Origin of the sequence: Novipirellula aureliae (genome assembly GCF_007860185.1) — a bacterium.
Classification (GTDB): domain Bacteria; phylum Planctomycetota; class Planctomycetia; order Pirellulales; family Pirellulaceae; genus Novipirellula_A; species Novipirellula_A aureliae.
The window spans coordinates 302,159-320,058 of the sequence record NZ_SJPY01000006.1 but is presented as its reverse complement, the minus strand read 5'-3'; the positions used below and the strand labels follow the sequence as shown (position 1 = coordinate 320,058).

Annotated in this window: 18 protein-coding genes; 3 read left to right on the top strand and 15 right to left on the bottom strand. The window is 52.7% G+C overall.

Features of this window, described 5'->3' with window-relative positions:
• Positions 1 to 242: 242 nt before the first annotated feature.
• Entirely contained in the window at positions 243 to 629 is a 387-nt protein-coding gene (locus tag Q31b_RS18925) for a response regulator (protein ID WP_197171836.1), read from the top strand.
• Between the two features lie 118 nt (positions 630 to 747).
• On the opposite strand, the gene Q31b_RS18920 is transcribed toward Q31b_RS18925, so the two are convergent.
• The 9 genes from Q31b_RS18920 to Q31b_RS18880 all read right to left on the bottom strand — a co-directional run bounded on the left by Q31b_RS18920 (position 748) and on the right by Q31b_RS18880 (position 7,507).
• Positions 748 to 1,644, bottom strand: a complete 897-nt coding sequence (locus Q31b_RS18920) for a DUF1559 domain-containing protein (protein WP_231617690.1) — start codon at positions 1,642 to 1,644, stop codon at positions 748 to 750.
• Positions 1,625 to 2,071: a hypothetical protein gene (locus Q31b_RS18915; protein WP_146601213.1), complete on the bottom strand. Its 447-nt coding sequence runs from the start codon at positions 2,069 to 2,071 to the stop codon at positions 1,625 to 1,627. Before Q31b_RS18915 ends, Q31b_RS18920 begins: the two co-directional genes overlap by 20 nt.
• Positions 2,068 to 2,532: a PulJ/GspJ family protein gene (locus Q31b_RS18910; RefSeq protein ID WP_146601212.1), complete on the bottom strand. Its 465-nt coding sequence runs from the start codon at positions 2,530 to 2,532 to the stop codon at positions 2,068 to 2,070. Before Q31b_RS18910 ends, Q31b_RS18915 begins: the two co-directional genes overlap by 4 nt.
• A complete protein-coding gene (locus Q31b_RS18905; protein ID WP_146601211.1) occupies positions 2,529 to 2,924 on the bottom strand; it encodes a hypothetical protein in 396 nt (131 codons plus the stop codon). The genes Q31b_RS18910 and Q31b_RS18905 overlap by 4 nt, the downstream gene beginning before the upstream one ends.
• 8 nt (positions 2,925 to 2,932) lie before the next feature.
• Positions 2,933 to 4,060, bottom strand: coding sequence for a type II secretion system F family protein (locus tag Q31b_RS18900; RefSeq protein WP_197171834.1), 1,128 nt, complete (start codon positions 4,058 to 4,060; stop codon positions 2,933 to 2,935).
• The gene (locus Q31b_RS18895; protein WP_197171832.1) at positions 4,060 to 5,085 is read right to left on the bottom strand and encodes a type II secretion system F family protein; all 1,026 of its coding nucleotides are present in this window, start codon (positions 5,083 to 5,085) and stop codon (positions 4,060 to 4,062) included. The genes Q31b_RS18900 and Q31b_RS18895 overlap by 1 nt, the downstream gene beginning before the upstream one ends.
• Positions 5,082 to 6,005: a hypothetical protein gene (locus tag Q31b_RS18890; protein ID WP_146601208.1), complete on the bottom strand. Its 924-nt coding sequence runs from the start codon at positions 6,003 to 6,005 to the stop codon at positions 5,082 to 5,084. The genes Q31b_RS18895 and Q31b_RS18890 overlap by 4 nt, the downstream gene beginning before the upstream one ends.
• Positions 6,006 to 6,576: 571 nt before the next feature.
• Positions 6,577 to 6,948, bottom strand: coding sequence for a hypothetical protein (locus tag Q31b_RS18885; protein WP_146601207.1), 372 nt, complete (start codon positions 6,946 to 6,948; stop codon positions 6,577 to 6,579).
• Positions 6,941 to 7,507 carry an RNA polymerase sigma factor gene (locus Q31b_RS18880; RefSeq protein ID WP_146601206.1) on the bottom strand — a complete coding sequence of 189 codons (567 nt, stop codon included), beginning with the start codon at positions 7,505 to 7,507 and terminating at the stop codon, positions 6,941 to 6,943. The genes Q31b_RS18885 and Q31b_RS18880 overlap by 8 nt, the downstream gene beginning before the upstream one ends.
• 353 nt (positions 7,508 to 7,860) lie before the next feature.
• On the opposite strand from Q31b_RS18880, the gene Q31b_RS18875 reads away from it, so the two are divergent.
• A complete protein-coding gene (locus tag Q31b_RS18875) occupies positions 7,861 to 8,862 on the top strand; it encodes an SGNH/GDSL hydrolase family protein (RefSeq protein ID WP_146601205.1) in 1,002 nt (333 codons plus the stop codon).
• 122 nt (positions 8,863 to 8,984) lie between these two features.
• Here Q31b_RS18875 and Q31b_RS18870 read toward each other — a convergent pair whose 3' ends face one another.
• The 3 genes from Q31b_RS18870 to Q31b_RS18860 form a co-directional block, all read right to left on the bottom strand.
• On the bottom strand, positions 8,985 to 10,334 hold the full coding sequence (locus tag Q31b_RS18870; RefSeq protein ID WP_146601204.1) for a sigma-54-dependent transcriptional regulator: 1,350 nt from the start codon (positions 10,332 to 10,334) through the stop codon (positions 8,985 to 8,987).
• A gap of 112 nt (positions 10,335 to 10,446) precedes the next feature.
• Positions 10,447 to 11,922, bottom strand: a complete 1,476-nt coding sequence (locus tag Q31b_RS18865) for a sensor histidine kinase (RefSeq protein ID WP_197171830.1) — start codon at positions 11,920 to 11,922, stop codon at positions 10,447 to 10,449.
• A 107-nt stretch (positions 11,923 to 12,029) separates the two neighbouring features.
• Entirely contained in the window at positions 12,030 to 13,634 is a 1,605-nt protein-coding gene (locus tag Q31b_RS18860; protein WP_197171827.1) for a Do family serine endopeptidase, read from the bottom strand.
• A 495-nt stretch (positions 13,635 to 14,129) separates the two neighbouring features.
• Between Q31b_RS18860 and Q31b_RS18855 the strand changes: the two genes are divergently transcribed.
• Positions 14,130 to 14,858 carry a hypothetical protein gene (locus Q31b_RS18855; protein ID WP_146601201.1) on the top strand — a complete coding sequence of 243 codons (729 nt, stop codon included), beginning with the start codon at positions 14,130 to 14,132 and terminating at the stop codon, positions 14,856 to 14,858.
• A gap of 2 nt (positions 14,859 to 14,860) precedes the next feature.
• On the opposite strand, the gene Q31b_RS18850 is transcribed toward Q31b_RS18855, so the two are convergent.
• Genes Q31b_RS18850 through Q31b_RS18840 form a run of 3 tightly spaced genes read right to left on the bottom strand, consistent with a single transcriptional unit; the run spans position 14,861 to position 17,675 of the window.
• Positions 14,861 to 15,058: a hypothetical protein gene (locus Q31b_RS18850; RefSeq protein WP_146601200.1), complete on the bottom strand. Its 198-nt coding sequence runs from the start codon at positions 15,056 to 15,058 to the stop codon at positions 14,861 to 14,863.
• 15 nt (positions 15,059 to 15,073) lie between these two features.
• Positions 15,074 to 17,380, bottom strand: a complete 2,307-nt coding sequence (gene feoB, locus Q31b_RS18845; RefSeq protein ID WP_146601199.1) for a ferrous iron transport protein B — start codon at positions 17,378 to 17,380, stop codon at positions 15,074 to 15,076.
• A gap of 40 nt (positions 17,381 to 17,420) precedes the next feature.
• Complete coding sequence (locus Q31b_RS18840; RefSeq protein WP_197171825.1) at positions 17,421 to 17,675, bottom strand: FeoA family protein; 255 nt, start codon at positions 17,673 to 17,675, stop codon at positions 17,421 to 17,423.
• Between the last annotated feature and the right edge of the window lie 225 nt (positions 17,676 to 17,900).

The following is a 17,900-nucleotide window of genomic DNA, read 5'->3' as shown; positions in this document are numbered from 1 at the left end:
TCCTTAGGTCATGCTGTGGAGCAATGGTCCTTGTTAGCCCACAGCCCCGTCGGCCCTACATGCGTTTAGATGGTTGCCGTGGTAGCCCAAATAATCGGTTCAGCTGTACGCATTCGAGTCCGGTGGTCGCGGATCGAATCAGCGGAAACGAAAAAACACATCTCTGGTACTGGACTTGCTTGGTGTATACTAGACGGGAGAGGTCGGCTGCCACGGTGGCAGTTAATGCGGAGAATATTGTCATGATTGTGCCCAATTTGTTAGTCATCGATGACGATACGGCATTTCGAAGTGCTGTTTGCGAGGGATTGTCGCGCCGTGGCTTTGAGGTCGAACAGGCGCGCGATGGCCAAGAAGCGCTTGAAGCCATCCAAAACAAGCGTTTTCATTTGGCTTTGGTCGATGTCCATATGCCCCGTGTCACTGGGCTTGAATTACTGCGTCGATTGCCCGCTACCCCCGACCGCCCCGCCTGTGTACTGATGTCCGCCCAATTGGACGACACGATTCGTCGTGAGGCTGAAATGATGAAAGCCTACCGAGTGCTCAGTAAGCCGATTCGCTTGGCGGCTTTGTGCGAAATCGTTAGCAGCGCGTTGCTAGAATGTTACAACTGGCGGGCCAGCTAGCGTTGCGCATTTTGTGCGATGTCGGCATAGAATCTTGTCGTAGTGGGTCTTGTTAAAGATCCCAGTGCGTCAGGATCTTTAACAAGATCCACTCTCTGGCGAGCCTCAAAAGCGAGCCTCAAAAACCCCGTCCCTTCAATAGCTCACCGTCGGCTCGGTTTCCGAGTTGGACATAGAGTTCTTCATCGATACTGTTGGACAAGAAATGAATCGAGCCATCAGCGAATACAAAGTTCGCACCGCCAGAATGAAAACTACTGAAACCGCCGACCGTCAATGAACCGCGGTCGACACGTGCTGCCATAGCATTCATTGGCCGTTCGCTATTGATTCTTGAGCCGGTATTGCGGAGTGTCGATCGTGTTCCCGACGTCCATCCCAACGACCCGGCGTCAGGAATCGCTTCACCGATCAAGATGGTTTGCGAACTGCCGTCGAGAATATCAGAGTAGCGGATACGGCTATTCAAGAACAACACTCCGTTGTTCTCTTCCGCAATCGGAGCTTCGCTGGCGTGATGACAGCCTGCATAATCACTCAATCCAACCGATCGAAACTCGTCCTCGAGGGATACGGTCACATCCGAGGAAGCGATCGGGCAAGACGGGCATCGGAAGGTTCCAATACTTAACGTACGCACGGGAGCGTTCTCGGGGGCGTAAGCGCCTGCTTCTTGATCGAAATGCTCGAACGCATTGAGTTGTTCGATAAACGGCAAGATTTCTACCATCCAACTTACGTGTTGTCCAATCGGCTCATTTCGAATGGGGCCGCTTGGATTGATGACCCCCATCGGAAGTCGCTCATAGGTAAACTCGTGGCTATGCACTGCCAAACCGAGCTGCATACTGTTGTTTTGGCAGCTCGATCGACGAGCCGCCTCGCGAGCCGCTTGGACTGCGGGCAACAACAGCCCCACCAGTACTCCAATAATCGCGATAACGACCAACAATTCAACCAGCGTAAACGCGGATGCCGTTGGCCGTGAAACCTTTCTATTTGGACATTGCATCATCGGGAGACTCCAAGTTTGGGGATGCGAGATTGGTAAATGTATACTCAGTAGTACGCTCGATTTGTGAACGAGGCTGGTTCAACGTAGCGGCCAGCCGAGCAATGATACGAATATTCGATTGATTTGCATTCGCGGATTCCGTGACGATGATTTCTGCTGCGGCCAATGCCCATTTGTCGTTTAGAGCGTCCGGTTCCCAAATCTCACCACGATAATCGGGTGAATCCGCTAGCTTCGCGGCCGCGTAATCCAAGGCCGCTTGGGTTAGGAATTCGGTTTGCAGTACCTGATGCTGAGTGCGAAGTTCGCGTTGTGCTATCACCGCCGAACGGACTGCAGCGACAACAAGACTGGTCGAAACCATCAAGCTGACCAACGCTGCGATCAGGAACACACCGTGCTTCTTTGCCTGTCGTGCTACTTTCATCGTCCCACCCGTACGATCGCTTGCCGATCGACCCTTTCTCCGTCGTTACCGCAGCGGCATTTGATCGTTAATATGGCTTGACTCGGATCGCCCGCAATCGAAAATTGTGCGAAAAAGGGTTCACTCAGTTCATACGCTTCTCGGCGAATTCGATCTTCTGTCAGCGGTTCCATCCGCGTTATGCGATCATCCTGGGAGACGTATTCGATACGCTTTCCGGCTGGTAGCGAGATTTCGATTCCGTCCTCGATCATGACACACGACACGGCGGCGTGAACATCTTTGCGAAATTCATCGAGTAAGCGTTGTGAGTTTCGATCATGTCTTGCTCGTTGATCCGAGATCGACTTGATCGTCATCGATTGATGGACCAATCCAATCGCCAATCCCATTAGCGACATCCCCAGCGACATCGACGTGATCACTTCAATCAAAGTGTATGCTTTGCGTTTTTGAGTCATTCGCTGGGCTCCGCATCGGCGTTTTTTGGCCATCCGACCAATTGCAGCGGAGCGGGGTCTCCGGTTCGTTTCCAATCGATTGAAATGCGAATCGCATTTTGATCTAAGATTTCCGCGTCAAGCTTGACGGCGGGTAATCGTTGAAGGACCCAATCCGACGCCGTCAAGTTCTCGATTTCGCCAGGCAATTCCGCAGCGGGTAAATGGGTCAATCGTTCCAATTGGTTGGCCAATTCGTCGAGTGCCAAATGATGTTCACGGGTTTGCATCCACATCCGTCCGCTACGCATCGCCAAGGGCGTGACCATGGCCATGCCAGTCATCACCAAGGTGGCGGCGATTAGCAATTCGGCCATCGCCACGCCTCGTCTTCGTTTTTCGTTGGGTTTCATGCTTGGCATTAGGGTCTCGCCAAATTCTCAACAAGGTTGGTAAGGAATTGGAAATAGGCATAGCCGATCCAAAGTACGATTGCTCCCAAACACAAAACAATGAGGGGCTGTCGCAACGAAGATCGATTTTCCCGTTTGCGGCTGACTTTGTCCCGATTCCAATCGGCGAATCGCCGAATGGTCCAAACGCGGTCGGTTGTACCGTTCATCTTTTGAATCGCATCGGACTCCGCTGCCGAGATCAACTTCACCTCGGCAAGACTGTCCCAAGCCACACTTCCTTGCTCGACCTCGTTGCGAGCGAGCAGCAACTTTTGCCGAATGCCGCGGTCGTAGTGATAGCGAGCCAACGTCGATAAGGATGATGTCAATGGACGGCCGGCTTCGAGACTATCCGCAATCAGGTTCAATAGGTTTGCGGATCGTCGCTTGGCAATCGTATCAATCCAGCGACCGGCAACGGCTCGGCGTAGAAAGCGGCGAACTCGAGTCAGCTTCAACAGCAGAAATAGGAGAAACGAAGCAATCAAAATCAGTGGGAAGTAATCGGTGATTGCTTCGATCGTCGCCGCCAATGATCGCAGGGGGCCGGCAGATCTGAATGTCGCCCCCTCCGTAAGTTCCTCCGAGATTTTCAAGAAGATTGGCAAAATGAACGTCATCTGAAAGATCACGACCAACACGGCAAACAGGCCAATGATTGATGCATAGATGGTGGAATGTCCGGCCGCATGCTGAACTCGGTTATCGGTCTCGTCACGCCCGGCAATCAAACGGGAATAGGTTGAGTCAAGCGTCCCGCACTGAGTTGCAAAGCGAATGGCTAACACGGTTTCATCACTCAGGACGTCAGGTGTCTGTTCGAGTGCATCGACAAGTGACAGACCCTCGTGAAGTCGCCGAACGAGTCGTTTCAATCGCCGGCGGTAGGCACCGCGATGTTCGCTTGCCAAATTGTCGACCAAAACCGTAGGGTCGAGTCGCTGTTGATGTGCGGCCGCCAGCATCCGCAGCAGTGAACGTTGCCGATCGTCCACGGTATCGCCGGAAAACCATGCTGAGATACGCCAACGCGAGAGCAGCAGATGATCCAGTTTCCCGAAGCTGGGCAGATAGGTCGCGAAGAATGAACTCATTACGATAACCCCGTGACGAGGCTGACCAGGGGCATAAACAGAGCAACGACGACGAACAGGACAATCACTCCGATCACGATCGTGGCTAGATACGACGCTGCGCCACCGAGCCATTCGCTACGGTGAGAGAGCCGTTCGCGGTACATCTCGGCCAGTTCTCGAATCAGTGTCACATTTACTCCGCCATCCGTCCCCGCATCGACCGCATAAACCAAGTTCTTCGGCAACGGTTTTGCCCAAGGAGACTCGCCGATCGGCGTCGTTTGATGTTGAGCATGCCCGGCGATCCGATGAGCGATGTTGCGATAATAGCGATGACGACATTGGTTGCCTGCGAACCAGAACGCCTCGTCGGTCGACGCACCAAGTTCGTACATCTCCGCCAATTGGCTTGTTAGATTCGCCATTGCGATCACGCTGGCCGAATTACCGACCACAAAATAGCCGAGCAAGCTACTCGAAAGTGCAAAATGGTTCCACAGCCGCACGAGCCCATAAGTGGCTGCCGCAGCCACACCGACGCCAATCAGGGAAGCAAATGTTTGATCGGTGAAACACCTTGATAACCAAACTAAGATTAAGGTTGGTAGTGGCAAATGCAAACCGAACTCGTTGAACATTTCATCAAACTTCGGCACAATCGTGACGCAGCTCACCACGACGATCAAGAACGCGATCGCGAGCACAATGATCGGATAAATCCATCTTCGTCGCCGCTGAGTCCCCAGTTGATTCTCCGCAGCCGACCGACGCACCGCGTCGGTCAATCTCATCCGACCATCGTCACCGCTCGTACAGCTAGCCAAGTGTGGCATCCACACCGCAGTAGCCGGATCGATCAGCAACTCGCGAGCGGTTGCACCGGATTCGATTCGAGCGATTACTCGCTTTAGTTTTCGGCGATTGCTGCCCGACGCCCTATCGTCCGCCAACGCCGAGAGTGCGGGAACGAGCGTATCGCGATGCTCAAGTACCTTGGTGATGCGAGTTTCGATCGCCGATGAAGAGGGGATGGTTGCTTTCATGATAGCCCTGCTAGGAATGAAAGCCATGGTAAAAACACCGTTAGTGCGTAAGCAAAAACAATCACACCGCCGACAAGAGCCGTCATGACGGTCGGCACAATGACTCGCCAAATCCTGGCTAGACTTGTGGCCTTAGCCCGATACGACTCCGCAACCATTTGCAAAGCATCACCACGCGATTCGCCTTCCAAATCACCCACCGCAGCCCACTTCAACAGTGGCGACAAGGCAGCCAGATTGGTGTGCGAAAGCGTCATTGCTTCATCAACGGAGACACCTTGCTCGACGAGAGTTGCAAGTCGATCGGCGACCTCTGCGTTCGACTGTGCGGTTTGGTACCGCTTGCCACCGGGTAAGGACGACCAAGGCAAGCGAGCGGAATATCTACGCCAAACCCAAGTACCGACCAAAACAAACCCAAGTAGAAGTGGTAACCAAGTCCAATAGGTTTCGCGAGCAAAAATTGAAAAACGGATCGAGCTATCAAAACCAAGTCCAAGGTCGTCAAACACCATGGCAATCTTTGGAATAACGCGGAAGATCAAATAGGTGAACCCGAGTAGTGCAATCAAACACAGAACACCAAGTTGGTAGAACCAACGCGAAACATCGAAAACAAGTTCACGCTGTGCACGTGCTTGCGTCGTCAAATAATCAAACGCAACGGTCGAGTGGTCGCGGTGTAGAAGTGAAAGGATCGCCAAACGATACCGCGAAGGCATGGCGTCGGTGTCACCGATTGCCTGCTGAAGCATCTGTCCGCGAGCGATTGCGAGTGCAAGGCTGGCATTGATTTTGGTGATGGATGCTTCGATCGATTCCGTATCCGTTGCACCACCAATATCGACCGGCAAACCAGCACGCGACAGCGAGAGCAGCTGTTCGTTGAAGGCCAGGATACGGTCGAGTTCGGTATTCATGTTTCGTGTTGGAAATGGGTCAATAACGCAACGTAGCCGCGTCTCTCCGAGACGTCGATTGAATTACTGAGCGATTTGTGTTGAAGGCATTCTAGCAATTAGGGGCCTGAGGAAGCGAATCAACATTCGACCCCAAAGAAGACTGCTGAATTAGTCGCATTCTTTTCAGGCCGGAGGCCGACAAATCCTTGCCGGTGACGTGAGTCACCAGATCAATGGCTTTAGGTCGCCGCGAGGCCGGAGGCCGACACATCATCACAATGTGTCGCCCTCCGGGCTAGTGGTTCCGTTGTCCATCCATTCCGGTGGCTCACGCCACCGGCAGAGATGTATCGGCCTCCGGCCTAACAAAAGGTGTCGTTTGTCTTTTCGTGTTCCGAAATCCCTTCGGGATGTTTATCGTCTGCCGTGGTTGAAAAGTCAGTAATAAAATCGACGTCCCCCGAGACGCTGAATATACGTGTCTCGGACAGGCCGCATGGACGCGAGTGATTTGACAAGCGTGCTGGCTTGCCTTGTCCTACATCAACCATGCGCAGCGCAACCAAATTTATCTAACGAAACGCAAAGCCTATCGCGTTTTTTGGAAAACGTTGGCTTGGTCTTTTCGCCATCGGTCGAACGCTTCGAACATGCTCCACGAAGGGCCCACATTGGCTTGCGTTTCTAGCTCCGCCGCTCGCTGTTGCATCTCCGTTGCCGTTGGCCCTTGGAAGTGTGTTCGGTAGCGGCTTAGATAACTGAACACCGGCGAAAGGATGACAAACAAAAACAACGCACACACAAAGTACCCGCCCAGCTTCCGACGTGTCTTTGCATCACAATCGCAATCACGGGCCAATTCCAATGTCCGTGGTCGGTGGTCTTCACTCGGAGTAATCAGACGGCCAGCGGAGCGGATTCGTGCTTCGAGGTCCGCAAACGAACGCTGATGTTCACTCATAAATCACCTCCGCGTTGGTGGTGTGCAGAATGGCCGCTAATTTTTCGAGCCCATAACGATATCGACTGGCGACCGTCGACGGTGAGATTTCAAGGATTTCGGCAATCTGAGAAAACGTCATCGCTTCCCAAATCTTCAGCACGACCACTTCACTTTGCTCGGTGGGCAACGACCGCAACGCCACCCAAACGGCGCGGTGTTGCTCTTCGACTTCGATTTGGTCGACCGATCTTCGAGTGAGCAGGTCGGATAAATCGCTGATCAAGGACCACCGCTTGCGACGTCTGAGAATCACGAGCGACTCATTGCGGACCATGTGAAGCAGATAGGGCCAAGGTCGTGCCGAACGGTACAACAGGTTCGGATCGCCGCTGACACGCACCAGAGCTGCGGAGACGGCGTCTTCCGCGTCATGCTGGTTCGATGTGATCGTCGTCGCGTAGCGAACCAGTCGCTGGGAGGTCAAATCGTACAATCCCGCCAGTGCAGGGGCACCGCTCTCGGCGATCCGCAAAGCACACAGCCGAACGTGCTCGGAAAAATTGTCAAAGGTAGCCATTACCCATTAGAATGCGCCAGGTCGTCGAATTTGTCTATTATTCCGCACCCATTTTGCAAACTTATCGTGATTTTAGCGAAGCTATACTGCCTCGCAGGCCTCCCAAGCACGATCCAACCATCCCATCCCCGGACTCGCGTCCAGGTCGATTGCCTGTCGTCGCATTCGCGACTAAGCAACAATAAAGAATGCACTTGCTCCATCGCTGCTCTTATTAATGACATACCTCATCGTTTGAATGGACCCGAATGAATGGACCCGAAAAGCAAAAAGGGATTAACGCCAATGCGAATTGGATTTGATATACTTGCGATGCAGTACGAATTTATCCTGCCATTTTTGATAGGCGAACGATGACAAATCCTAGTACCTCGCCATCTCCTCTTGAACAGTCCAACTCGGAACAGGTGAAACGTCCCCAGAAAAGAAAACGACTGATCTTGCTCGTCGTTGTTTTTCTGTTGACCGTCGGTTCGGTACTTGGGTATATCGAGTTTTTCCTGGCTCGTCCGGTAGGTGAAGGCCCGGCCGGACCGGGCGTTGATCGAGCGGCATTCGCGAACATCTGGACGGACAAGCCGGTTCAAGTGGTAGGGATTGGCGACAGTATCACGGCTGGACTAGGAGCAAAAACAGCGAGCCACAGCTATTTCAATCGCCTGATCAAAAATCCTGATGACGAGTTTGCTGAACTACAAGGCGTATGCTTGGAAGCTGTTTTTTCCAATCTAGCGCATGAGAACTTTGCGATCTCAGGCTCGGAATCTTGTCTACACGCCGACTTGATCAATGAGTCGATTCCTCGCTACGAAGACGCTTATGGAATCGTCTTGTTGACAACAGGCGGCAATGATCTGATTCACAGCTACGGGCGTAGCAAACCGCGTGAGTGTGCGATGTATTCCGCGACGCTCGCTGAAGCAACACCTTGGATCGAGAATTTCCGCAAACGTCTCGACACGATGCTAAACGGGATTAGCGATAAATTTCCATCGGGATGTCAAATTTTCATTGCTGATATTTACGATCCGACGGATGGAGTGGGAGATGCGCTCAGCATCTTTTTGCCCGATTGGCCGGATGGCCTAGCGATTCACAAAAAGTACAACGAGGCGATTCGCGATGCGGCGGCAAACCACGACCACGTTCATGTCGTTCCTCTGTACGAGACATTCCTCGGTCACGGTTCGCATTGCCGCCAATTTTGGCGTTCGACCTATCGGTCAGACGATCCCCATTATTGGTTCTTCACCAATATCGAAGACCCCAACGATCGTGGATACGATGCGATTCGTAGAGTCTTTCTCAAGGCGATCGTCGAGCAGCGAGCGGATTTTTCCTCGCTCGATTTCTAAGGGCGGCAAGGTGTTTTCGTTCATCGCGAACGGGAGTAGACCTTGATCGTCCTCATTCCATTTGGTGAAAAGCATGTGACCGTTTTGAAAGAGCTGTTTTTTCCTTGGCAAAATTGGCTGCACTAATCTTTCAGTTTTCGGTATAGCGTTTTGCGATCAATCCCTAGCACCTGAGCTGCCAGAGTTCGGTTTTGATTCACCGCATCAAGAACGTGTTCGACGTAACGCGATTCCACCTGTTCTAAGGAAACGAGTTCCGTCGGATCATCACCGCCGATAAAAACGGTCTTACTCTTGTAGTCGCGTATTTTCTCAGGCAAATCTTCGAGCGTGATTGTATTGTAGCGAGTCAATGCGACCGCTCGTTCGATAACATTTCGCAGCTCGCGCACGTTGCCTGGCCAAGCATAGCTGAGCAGTTTTTCGGCGGCTGGTTCGGCGATTCCCGAGATCGGCTTGTTCGCATGTTTGGCAAACCGATCAACGAAGTGAATCGCCAACTTCAAAATATCGACTCCGCGAGCACGCAGGGCTGGCAAATGCAATTGAATGACGTTGATTCGGTAGAACAAGTCTTGACGAAAACGCCCCTCTTCGACGGCCAATTCTAAATCACGATGGGTTGCGGCGAGTACGCGCACATCGAACTCGATCTCGCGATCACCGCCAACCGGACGCAATCGATTTTCCTCTAGCGTTCTTAGCAGTTTTACCTGCATCGCCATCGGCATGTCACCAATCTCATCGAGCAATAGCGTCCCTCCTTCTGCTTCGAGAAATAAACCACGCCGCTCACTTCGAGCATCGGTGAATGCCCCTTTGGCGTGACCGAACAACTCGCTTTCCAGCAGTGATTCCGACAATGCCGCACAATTGACAGCCACGAACGGACGCTTTGCTCGAGGGCTGCGTTGATGGATTGATCGAGCGACCAATTCTTTGCCGGTCCCACTTTCACCCGTGATCAAAATCGACGTGCCGGTTGGTGAAACACGGATCAACTGATCGGTCAATCGCTTCATCGGCTCGCTTTCACCAAGCAATTCGTCTGCCGTATTGCGTCCCTCGGCAGCTTGCTTCAACAGACGAATTTGGTTTGACAACCGCCGTTTTTCTACCGCCCGGGCGAGCGCAATGGCAAGCACCTCCATCTCGACAGGTTTGGTGATAAAGTCGTAGGCGCCGCTACGAATGGCAGCCACCGCCGTTTCCATACTTCCAAACGCTGTCATCACGACAACCGGGACATCGGGACGAAGCGAACACAACTGTTGACAGAGCTGTAATCCCGATTCGCCTGGCATTCGCACATCGGTTAAGACCACGTCGAACTCGGATTCGCGAAATCTCCCCATCGCGTCGCTGGCCGATTGAGACGATACCGTTTCGAAACCTCGCATTTGCAGCGCCGCTTCGATTAGTTCGCACATACTCTTTTCGTCGTCAACGACTAGAATTCGCCCTTCGTTCATCACTTGTTCGCATCTGCTTTTGTAGTGGATCCTGTTAAAGATCCGGGTGCAAGAGAATCTTTAACAAGATCCTCGTCGGAATACTTTGCATGGGGATCCTCAACACGATCCACTAGGAAACCTCGTTTCCAACTGGTAAGTATACAGTAAAGCGACTGCCGCGATTCGGGGTGCTTTCCACATCGATCCAACCACCATGCTCTTTTACAATCCCGTGTGAGATCGACAATCCAAGTCCTGTCCCACGGCCTTGCTCTTTCGTCGTAAAGAACGGCTCAAAGATATGGGTTTTCGTCTCCTCATTCATTCCGATCCCATTGTCGGAAACGGCAATGGTCCGACATTCGGGGATTTTCCCGGAGCTTGGGGCGTTGCCAACATAGACGTCAATGGCGCCCTCGTTGGCCGCCGGGTTATCTTTGATACTGTGGATCGCGTTGACGATTAAATTCATAACGACTTGTTGAATTTGACTCTCATCAATTTCTACCGTTAGCTCTTGTTGCGGCGAATGAAGCGAAAGCTCGATTCTCTCCTTCGCTGCCAATGGACGAGCTAGGTCGACGGTTTGTTTCGCGAGATCTACAATTGATTGAATTTTTCGATTGGGAACGCTTTGTCTGGCGAAATCGAGTAGTTCTCGAATTGTTTTTGTGATCCGCTTTGTCTCCGATTGAATCGCTTTCGCGCTCTCCGCAATCGCTTGCTCGGACAATTGCCCCGATCCGATTAGTTCAGCACGACCGCCGATCACGTTAAGGGGGGTCCCGATTTCATGAGCGATGCCTGCCGCCAAACGGCCTACACTGCTGAGTCGATCGGAATGGCGAAGCTGTTCAACCGTCTCAAGCCGTGATTCCATTTCGGTAGCGATGCGAGTTCTCTGAGACTCGAGCTGCTCGCACATCCGATTGACGGCAATGGCCAAACCGCCAAGTTCATCCTTTGACTTCACTTCGATCGGATCACCAAAGTCGCCTTGGCCCGCCCGGTCGACCTTTGCGACCAGCCGGCTTAGTGGACGCCCGACCATCGCAACTCCTCCAATCCAAACAACGCCACCCGCCAATGATGCAACGCCGAGCAAAGCGAGTATCGATGAATACATCGATCGCCGAATTCGTTCGCTCTCTTGCGTATCGGGAGCAGCGATTTCAAGGCTCTCCTTTTTGCCAACGTTGGCATCGCTTGGGTCGAGAGGCACGTAGGTGTAAAGCATATTGTCGCCGCTCGGATTGGGCATGCGAATGGTCGTCACTTCGGAAGTCGTCACAATCATGCTGCGAGGAACCGATGGCTGCCGATAGCTCGATTGATCCATTTGGCCGTTTCCATCAATTTCGACCAAGCGGATTCGCGTATGCCGCACTCGGGCTGTAGATTGAATCATCATTTGTTGCAGATCATTCGGATTTCCCGACTGCGATGCATCATGCAATGATGGACGGAGTGTTGCTGCGATATCGGCAGCGTAACGTTCGTGTTCGGCCAAGGCGAGGCGCCGGTCTTGTTGGATCGTCAAATATGCAAACAAGCCAACAATGAGTAGCAATCCGCCAAGGAAAAGTAGGATCAGTTTCGCAGCCAATCGCATGGTTTCTATGTCTACTGTTTTGTTTTAAGTGGCTTCTGAGCGGAAAAAACCACAGCCTCAAAGGAGGCTGTGGCATTTCGAAACAACGTCACACCTGTCAATTATGACTTAATGACCACAAATTTAGAACCGGCTTCCGTGCGGACAAGCAGCAAAACGCCTCCCTTTTTCTGCTCACGGTTCTGCTTGATCGCAGCCTCAAAATCGGCCACCGATTCGACTGACTGACGATCCACTTGGGTGATCAACATCCCGGGTTTCAACCCTGCATCATCCGCTGGGCTGCCATCGGCAACCATCGTGATAACGACTCCGCTGTTCCCTTCCACGCCGAGTTGCTTGGCAACCTCCGCGTCAACCGGTGCGATCTCCAAACCGAGATTTTCGAGACGCTTCCCTTCGCGTTGTGAATCCTTCGCATCAGCGGATGCGAAATCGGAGGTTTGTTCTTCAGCCACAAATTTCAACATCACCGATTTACCGTCTCGCATGACTTCGATCGTCTGTTCACGTCCAATCGCACCACGTTCGACAATCAGTTGTAGAGCCTGTGGACTCGAAACCGCTTGGTCATTAAAACGCACGATCACATCACCCGACTTGAGACCTGCCTTTTCGGCTGGCGTACCCTCGAAGACATCGGTAACGACGACGCCACCGCGAGGCTTCACGCTAAGCTGCTTGGCAATATCTTGTGTAACCGGTTGGATGCCAACGCCCAAATAAGCACGCTTCACGGTGCCACTATTGAGCAGTTGATCGCTCACCCAATTGGCCAAGTTACTTGGAACGGCAAAGCCAATCCCTTCATTGCCACCGCTTCGCGAGTGAATCGCGGTGTTGATCCCGACAATCTCGCCACGAAGATTGACAAGCGGTCCACCACTGTTGCCCGGATTGATTGCAGCATCGGTTTGCAGAAAGTTTTCGCGGTCAGCAATGCCAATGCCACGATGCTTGGCACTGATGATTCCGGCTGTAACGGTGCTTTCCAAACCAAACGGTTGCCCCAGGGCGAGTACCCAATCACCGATTTCGACTTGATCACTATCGCCCATCACGGCAGCCACCAAGTCCGTTGCATTTTCGATTTTGACAACGGCCACATCCGTCTTTGGATCCGTCCATACATCCGTCGCCACGAACTCGCGTCCATCTTGAGTCCGCACGATCACTTCGCCGCCACCCGCAACGACATGATTGTTCGTCAAGATAATCCCAGACGGATCGATGATGACGCCAGAACCGATACCGGCACTTGGCCGAGAGCCGCTCGGTGGCTCCATGTTTGGCGGCATTTGGAAGCGTCGACCATTGAACGTTCCGTCGTTAAACATATCTTCAAATGGTGTCCCTTTGAACGGATTCTGCCCGCCAAACGGTTCGCTCGAAGGTTGTACTTTTTGCTTTGTCATAGCAGCGACTGCCGGTCGGTTTTCGATAGCGACCACCGCTGGCAACACTCGGCTGGAAACGGTGCGAAAAGCACTCGACAGCGATTGAGCCGATTCAATCGCCGCCGCTTGCTGTGGCGACAGATCCGCCAAAGGATTCTTCACCGCTTGGTCGGCGCTGACAAACGTGGCACCGGAAATCGCAACACCGGCAATCAATGCTGCCGACGCAGCGATTCCCAACGTGGCCCGATACCATCGAGGTTTTGGCTGCTTCGAAGAGCCGTTCGTATTAGCATTCTTGGTTTCCATGGATTCGATTTCCCATTTTGAGTGATTGTTCCTAAAGGTCATTGCAGAATCGCAATGACACCAAGCCTTAAGCACACAGAATGCCAAACAGGAAAAAACGCTGATTCACTCGGTTTTTCCGGTGTTTCCGACGTCGCAGCCTGCTATCTCTTGTGGCAGGACGCCTCAACGAGGCATAATGCCCCGACGGGCTCGCCACGTTCGCACTAACTTTCCAACCTCTCCCGAGCGGAGCTTGGGGGAGTTCGAACGCGGCGTCCGAGCCGCCGTTCGGGAGGGGGCCTACACGATGTGAATCCTGCAGGCCCCCCTCCCTCGCGAATGTCTAAATGGCATCGCTCGACCTCCCCCGGCTGCGTCGGGGGAGGTACAACAAGGCTACCTTTTGAGATGCTCTCCGGATCAAATTTTTGCCGTGCTCGCAGCCTCAGTGTCGATAACGAAGCACTCTTACCGATTACCCCCAAAGCCAACCATCATCCACCGATAACAAACATGGCAACCGATCAAGCTTCCCAGAGAACGTTTGGCGGCACACGATTTCGCTGGTTCGCTCGTGGCACCGCCGTGGGCATGTTGCTCGTCGCCGTCGTCAATGCGCTATCCTATTTTGTTCGTTCAAGTGATTGGGGCAACTTGATTGGGGAAGCGGAATCGAATGACGAAGCAATCGGATTTCCATTTGTTGTCTGGGAAGCAGGCAACACATACAATGGATTCTACGCCGACTATCCGATGCTATTTTTAAACGTTCTGGTAGCCGTTTCGCTTGGCTCGATTTTAGGAGTCGTTGTCGCTCGTCATCGCGATAGGCTCAACCGGTTGGTTGAAGACTTTGAAATTGAAGCCGCAGAGGAATCGAAACGGCCGATCCAGTTCAGTTTATTGGGGTTATTGATTGTCACGACGCTATGTGCCGTCTTCGTAGCGATTGCAGTGAAGGTGGCCGCCCGTCCCGAGACACTGCTGGCGATCTACTCACTTGGTCCGATTTGTTTAGTCGCCATCGCGATGTTGCCACGCCGTCTATCGTGGCAGCGGCGAGTTGCCATCATCACGCCGTCGGCATTGATGCTGATCGCGGTTGCGATTGCGGTTGGAATTCGTTTGGGGATGGAATTCGACAAAGTCATGATGGGAATCTTTTTATGCTGGACACCTCAAAGCGCAGTTGCTGCCATCGCTTTAACCACGACACTCTTCATCCAGCAGGCTCGCCGGTAGGGCTACGTGTCAGACTTCGCCTTCGAGCCCAACTGAACCAATTTGTTTTCTTTCTTATTCGCTTGGTTCATGGAACACGTTCCGCAGCCGGTCGGTTGTCCCTTCAGCCCACGGCGAACCGTTCGAACGAGATGCCGGGAAATCCAAAATGCAGCAAGTGATACGATCAGGATCGCGATAATGGGTTGCCAATGATCCATGTCTGAAATACTCCCCTAAAAGAATCGCGTTCCGACTTGATACGTTACGAATGCGCCCACGTATGCGAGTACTGTCATGTAGGAAAAACTTAGGACGGGCCAAAACCAGGAATTCGTTTCTCGCTTGATCACGAAAAGGGTGCTGACACATTGTGCGCAAAGCGCAAAGAACACCATGATTGACAACGCGACGGGGACCGTGAAAACGGGGCGTCCATCGGGCCACTTCGACGCTCGCATCGCAGCGATCAATCCGTCGTCCTGTTCATCGACCTCGCCCCCAAGTGAGTAGATCGTCCCAAGCGTTGCGATGATCACTTCGCGGGCGGGAAAGCTTGCGACCGCACCGACCCCGATTCGCCAGTCCCAACCAAGCGGTTCAACGACCGGCTCGATCCCGCGTCCAATCATGCCGAGTGCGCTGTTCTCTAAAAGGGAAGAACTCAGCCGACGATGCTCCTCTTCAAGCTCTTCAAGTGTCGTAGCTTGCCGTTCGGCATCAGAACCTTCTGAATTGGAACCGTCCAATGCTGCGATCGATTCGATTTCTCGTTGAACTTCGAATTGCCGGGAATGATCGCCCGGCCAATAGCCTGCGAACCAGATCAAGATCGATGCTGCGAAAATCAAAGTGCCTGCACGGACAACAAATTCGCGGCCCGCTTCCCAGACACGTGAAAAAACAACCCGCACCGATGGCACTTTGTAATCGGGAAGCTCCAATACAAAGGGAGCCACCTCGCCTCTTAAAAGCGTTTTCTTCAGTAACCATGCAATGGGAATCGCAACAACGACTCCAACGAAATACATGGCCATCAATACCAGTGGCTGTGTCGATACCCAGCCTCCTGCCATGCTTGTCGCGGGGACAAAGGCACCGATCAGCAACAGGTAGACAGGTAGACGAGCACTACAACTCATCAAGGGTGCGACCATAATCGTCGCAAAGCGGTCGCGGCGGTTCTCAATCACTCGCGTGGCCATGATCCCAGGGACCGCACAGGCAAACGAACTCATCAATGGTAAAAATGATTTGCCGCTGAGCCCAAACGTGACCATCACTCGGTCAACCAAGAATGCCGCACGCGACATGTAACCGCAATCTTCTAGAATCGCTAAGAAGAAGAAGAGCAACACGATTTGGGGCAAAAAGATCAACACACCACCGACACCAGCAATCACGCCATCGACCAACAAACTACGTAGCATCCCAGGCCCGACAGAGGACGTGACAAGATCCGATACCGCCCCCGTCGACGCATCAATCAAATCCATCGGCAACGATGAGAACGAATAGATGCATTGAAAGATAATGAACATGATTGCGAAGAAGCAAACCATGCCAACGAGACGGTGCGTCAAAATTGCATCGAGCCAATCGGTCGCACTGTGAGGTTTCGCGCGGGTCTGTGTGACGACGCCATCCAAGTGATTCGCTGCCCAAGCATAACGAGCACTGCACTCCAGTTCCGTTGAATCCCCAAGTAGCGTCGCCAATTTTTCTCGCGCCGCTGAGATCGCTGGCAAAACCGCAGCGCCAAGTCGGCGCACCGAACGGCGTTCCGCTTCTCCACCACGGTCGAGCAGCATCCGCTCGATCAAGTATTGATCGGGTACCAAATTTTGATCGTTCTTCGAATTGCCAATCGGATTTTGGCCAGTCGTACATGCCCGCTCCATCAGCTCTTTGCGAAGCTCATCGCAAACAACATAGAACTCCGCAGGCAAAGGACGTTTGCGTCCAGCCACTACCGATTGATTGTCGTCTCGGTGATCTAATTCGCATTGAATCGCTTCTTTGAGCTCGGAGATTCCGTTTCGTTTCGATGCACTCGTTGCGACAACGCGGACGCCTAAATTTTTCGATAGCTGATCGGCATCGATCGCGATCCCACGCGCTTCCGCCGCATCACTCATGTTCAGTGCTAAGATAGTCGGCTTTCCGAGCTCGACAATTTGACTGAACAGGAACAAATTTCGCTGAAGAAGCGTCGCATTGACCACGCAAACAATCACATCAACATCGGGCTCGTGTTTGGCGTCACCCGTTAGAACTTCGATGGCAACCAATTCATCCGGCGAACGCGGTGCCATCGAATAGGTGCCCGGCAAATCAACTAAGTCAACATCATAGGAACCAACGTTGCAGCGACCAATCTTCTTTTCGATCGTGACGCCAGGATAATTGCCGGTACGGACGTTCATGCCAGCAAGGGCGTTGAACAGAGTGCTCTTACCCGTATTAGGGTTTCCTACCAGAGCGACACGCAAGGTACGCTTTGCGGTCGCGTCGGAGCGAGTCAGTTCGGCGGAATTCGCCATGTATTTAAGGCCTGCTAAAAATGTCGCCTAAATGTGCTTTCTAAGATTGAGACGCAACACACGGCTTAACAATTGGCTCGATGTAAACACGACGCGCTTCACCCGAGCGAACCGCGATCCGACTACCCTGAACCGAACATCTCATCGGGTCTCCAAGCGGAGCGGTTTGTACGAATTGCACTGCTTGCCCAGGGATAAAACCCATCTCTCGAAGTCGCGAAGCGATGGAATCAAACCCGTCAACACGCACAATTTGGCCGAATTGTCCCGGCATTAGCTGGTCAAGTGTGGTCACAAACAAAATCCCCTTTATTGAGAATGAGTCTCAGCAGTGGCCATTCTCTCCACTTGGGTGCAGGATGTCAAGAGTCAAAGTGTTTTCTCTATCCGAGAGGGTGCATGACCGGGTTTGTGGGGAAGATTGGCCTGGGCTCAAATTGACATGGGATTTACAATAGGAGACGTGCAGCCCGGAAGGCTGGGAGTTTTAGAGAACACATTTTAGGTAAATTGCCATGGA